This window comes from Alcanivorax sp. (genome assembly GCF_014762765.1).
Classification (GTDB): domain Bacteria; phylum Pseudomonadota; class Gammaproteobacteria; order Pseudomonadales; family Alcanivoracaceae; genus Alcanivorax.
The window spans coordinates 1-3,570 of sequence record NZ_JABURH010000061.1; the positions used below are offsets into that span (position 1 = coordinate 1).

Here is a 3,570-nt window from a genome sequence, read left to right on the forward strand (position 1 = left end):
AAGGGGGTGGAAGAGGGGGGTTGTGAGCGCTATTGCTAGCGCCTTGGGGGGATACTGGTTGAAGTTTTCCGGGCCTGATTCCCCGTCACTTCATGGAAACAATGCTAACCGTAAGCGCCTGTTGGTGCTGTAAAAACGGGTGAGAAAATGTAAAAACATGGGCGCGTTTTGACGTCCCCATGTTGCGCTTGCTTGGCTGTTGTTCCTGAATCGGCGTCAGCGTGGAGCGTGCTTGTAAGAGATCTCTTACAAAGCTGTAGGAAAAAGCAGTCTCTTTCTGCTGATTTTGCCTACTTTTAAGCTATGAGATAATTGTAACTTATTGATTTAAAGTTATTTTATTTTTGCCGGGTGATTTTCAGGCAGAGTTTTAATATTTATTTTACCCAAACGGCTGAGAGCCGTTGATATAGTGGATTCGTGTTCAGGGATATGGGCACAGGGATAAGCAAGGACAGCACACAAGGATGTTGCGGTGAGCGCAAAAGGGTCAGGATGACTCGACGCAAAAAAGGGCGGCAGGATGCCGCCCTTTTTCTTTGTCTGCGAAAAGGTAATGCCTGGGTCGCAGGCGCTTACCGGGTCCGCCGGGAAGGCCTTAGCCTTCCCACTCGCGAACCAGCTTCTCGCGTTTGTTGGGCACACCGTCCCACTCTTCCGCATCGTCCGGCGCATCTTTCATTTCGGTAATATTCGGCCACTTCTCGGCCAGGTCCGCATTGATCTCCAGGAATTCCTGCTCCCCTTCGGGCAGCTCATCCTCGGAGAAAATGGCGTTAACCGGACACTCCGGCTCACACAGTGCACAGTCGATGCACTCGTCCGGATGAATTACCAGGAAGTTGGGGCCTTCGTAGAAACAGTCTACCGGGCATACTTCTACACAATCGGTGTGCTTGCAGTTAATGCAGTTCTCACCTACTACGAACGTCATAGCCTGTCCTCGCCAGGTGTCTTGATCTTGGTACAGCGCCAGACTGCCAATTATAGCAGCATCCGGTGCGGTCTCGCTTGGGGTGGCGCTAGTCTAGCGATATGGTCAAGGGCAGGCAAACAAAGCCTTGATATAAGGTAATAACCCGACAGGGCCAGAGAGAACAACAAGGCGTCCCCATAGTCTGTAGGAGCGCCGCTTGAGGCGCGAACCGGCCTTTACACAGAGACTTGAGTCACGAGAAGCGAGTTGCGAAAAACCATGGACAGGCGCTGTGGTTTCCGTAACTCGCTTCTCACAACTGAATGGTTCGCGCCTCAAGCGGCGCTCCTACAAGGCTTAAAGCAGCCCTCTCAGCTTATACAGTGCTTCCAGCGCCTGCTTCGGGGTCAGATCATCCGGATCCAGTTCCTTGAGGGCATGCTCCACGGCACTGGGCTCGGCAAACAGACTCGCCTGGGCGGGAGCCGGTGACGGTGTGGCGGCTGGCGGTGTTGAGCGATCAGCGGCTGCCAGCGGTTTGCCTGCCTCCAGCTCGCGCAGTTTTTCCCCGGCCTGCTGAATCACACTCTGTGGCACCCCGGCCAGCTGTGCCACCTGCAGACCATAGCTGCGGCTGGCCGGGCCTTCCTGTACCCGGTGCAGGAACACGATGCGGTTGTCGTGCTCGCTGGCGGTGAGATGGGCGTTGTAGATGCCCGGCAACTGCGCTGGCAGCTGGGTCAGCTCGAAGTAGTGGGTGGCGAACAGGGTAAAGGCCTTGAGATTGCGGGCCAGATGCTCTGCCGCCGCCCAGGCCAGGCTCAGGCCATCGAAGGTGCTGGTGCCGCGGCCGATCTCGTCCATCAACACCAGACTCTGGGCGGTGGCGTTGTTGAGGATGTTGGCGGTTTCCGACATCTCCACCATGAAGGTGGAACGGCCACCGGCCAGGTCATCGGACGAACCGATACGGGTAAAGATCCGGTCCAGATTGCCGATGCGGGCGCTGGCGGCAGGCACACAGCTGCCCAGGTGGGCGAGCAGGGCAATCAGCGCGGTCTGGCGCATGTAGGTGGATTTACCGCCCATGTTCGGGCCAGTGATGATCACCATACGGCGGGCATCGTCCAGATGCAGGCTGTTGGGCACGAAGGCGTCATCCAGCACCTGCTCCACCACCGGGTGGCGGCCATCGACAATCTCGATGATGGCTTCCTCGTCCACCAGTTGCGGGCGTACCCAGTTCAATGCCTCGGCGCGTTCTGCCAGGGCGGCTAGCACATCCAGTTCGGCCACGGCAGCGGCGCAGCGTTGCAGGGGGTGCAGGTCGGCGGCCACTTTTTCCAGCAGCTCCTCATACAGACGCTTTTCCAGGGTCAGCGCCTTGCTGGAGGCAGACAGGGCCTTGTCCTCGAATTCCTTCAGCTCCGGGGTAATAAAGCGCTCGGCATTCTTCAGGGTCTGGCGGCGCTGGTAATCCACCGGCGCATCATCGGCCTCTCGCCGGGACAACTCGATGTAATAGCCGTGGACCTTGTTGTACTTCACCCGCAGGGTGGAGAAGCCGGTGCGCTCACGCTCGCGGGTTTCAATGTCCACCAGCACCTGACCGGCGTTCTCGCTGATGGAGCGCAGCTCGTCCAGTTCCTCGCTGTATCCGGGGGCAATCACGCCGCCATCGCGGATCAGCATGGGCGGGTTCTCGATGACGGCCCGGCCGAGAAGGTCCACCTGTTCCGGGAACTGGCCGATGCGTTCGATCAGTTCATAGAAGGCATCGGAGGCGGGCAAAGTGCCGATCAGGGCGGGCATGGCCTTGAGGCTGGCATGCAGGCGAGTCAGATCCCGGGGCCGCGCCGAGCGCAGGGCCACCCGGCCGAGAATCCGTTCCATGTCGCCGATGTCGTTGAGCACATCGCGGGTGGACTCGAAACACCAGCCCTGGCGCAACGCGTCGATCTGGTCCTGGCGCTGATTGAGGGTGGTGCGGTTGCGTAGCGGCTGATGCACCCAGCGCTTCAACTGGCGGGCGCCCATGGCGGTCTTGGTGCTGTCCAGCACCCAGGCCAGGGTGTGCTGCTCCTGGCCATCCAGGGTTTCGGTCAATTCCAGATTCCGGCGGGTGGCGGCGTCCATGGCCACGGTGTCATCGAAGCTTTCCACCACCAGCCCGGTCACGTGGGGCAATTCACCGCGCTGGGTTTCCTTGGCATAACCGAGCAGCGCGCCCGCGGCGGCAATGGCCACCGGAGTCGGTTCGCCGAAGCCGGCCAGGTCCTGCACCTGGAACTGCTGACACAACTGGCGGCGGGCGGACTCCCCATCAAACTCCCAGTCCGGACGTTTGCGGCTGCCGGGTTTTTCGCCCCAGCGGCCGGGCAGAGACTTGTCTTCACTATAGAGCAGCTCCGCGGGTGACCAGCGCTCCAGCAGCGCCTGCAGCTGTTCGCCGCCTTCCACCTGGGTCACTACAAAGCGTCCGGCCGCCACATCCAGGCTGGCGCAGCCATACTGGCCCTTGTCCTCATAGACGGCACAAAGCAGGTTGTCGCGGCGCTCTTCCAGCAGGGCCTCATCGCTGACCGTGCCCGGCGTGACAATGCGCACCACCTTGCGCTCCACCGGCCCCTTGGCCAGCGCCGGATCACCGATCT

At 60.2% G+C, this 3,570-nt stretch carries 2 protein-coding genes; both read right to left on the minus strand.

The features are described from left to right. Positions 1 to 598: 598 nt before the first annotated feature. Positions 599 to 934: a ferredoxin FdxA gene (fdxA, locus tag HUJ17_RS02235; RefSeq protein WP_290509162.1), complete on the minus strand. Its 336-nt coding sequence runs from the start codon at positions 932 to 934 to the stop codon at positions 599 to 601. Between the two features lie 339 nt (positions 935 to 1,273). After that, positions 1,274 to 3,570 (minus strand): DNA mismatch repair protein MutS (mutS, locus tag HUJ17_RS02240; RefSeq protein WP_290509163.1); only part of this gene is annotated, 2,297 nt, incomplete at its 5' end.

What these genes read in the sequence shown, in the direction of transcription:
- fdxA (WP_290509162.1), bottom strand. Translation starts at nt 934, where the DNA reads ATGACGTTCGTAGTAGGTGAGAACTGCATTAACTGCAAGCACACCGAT.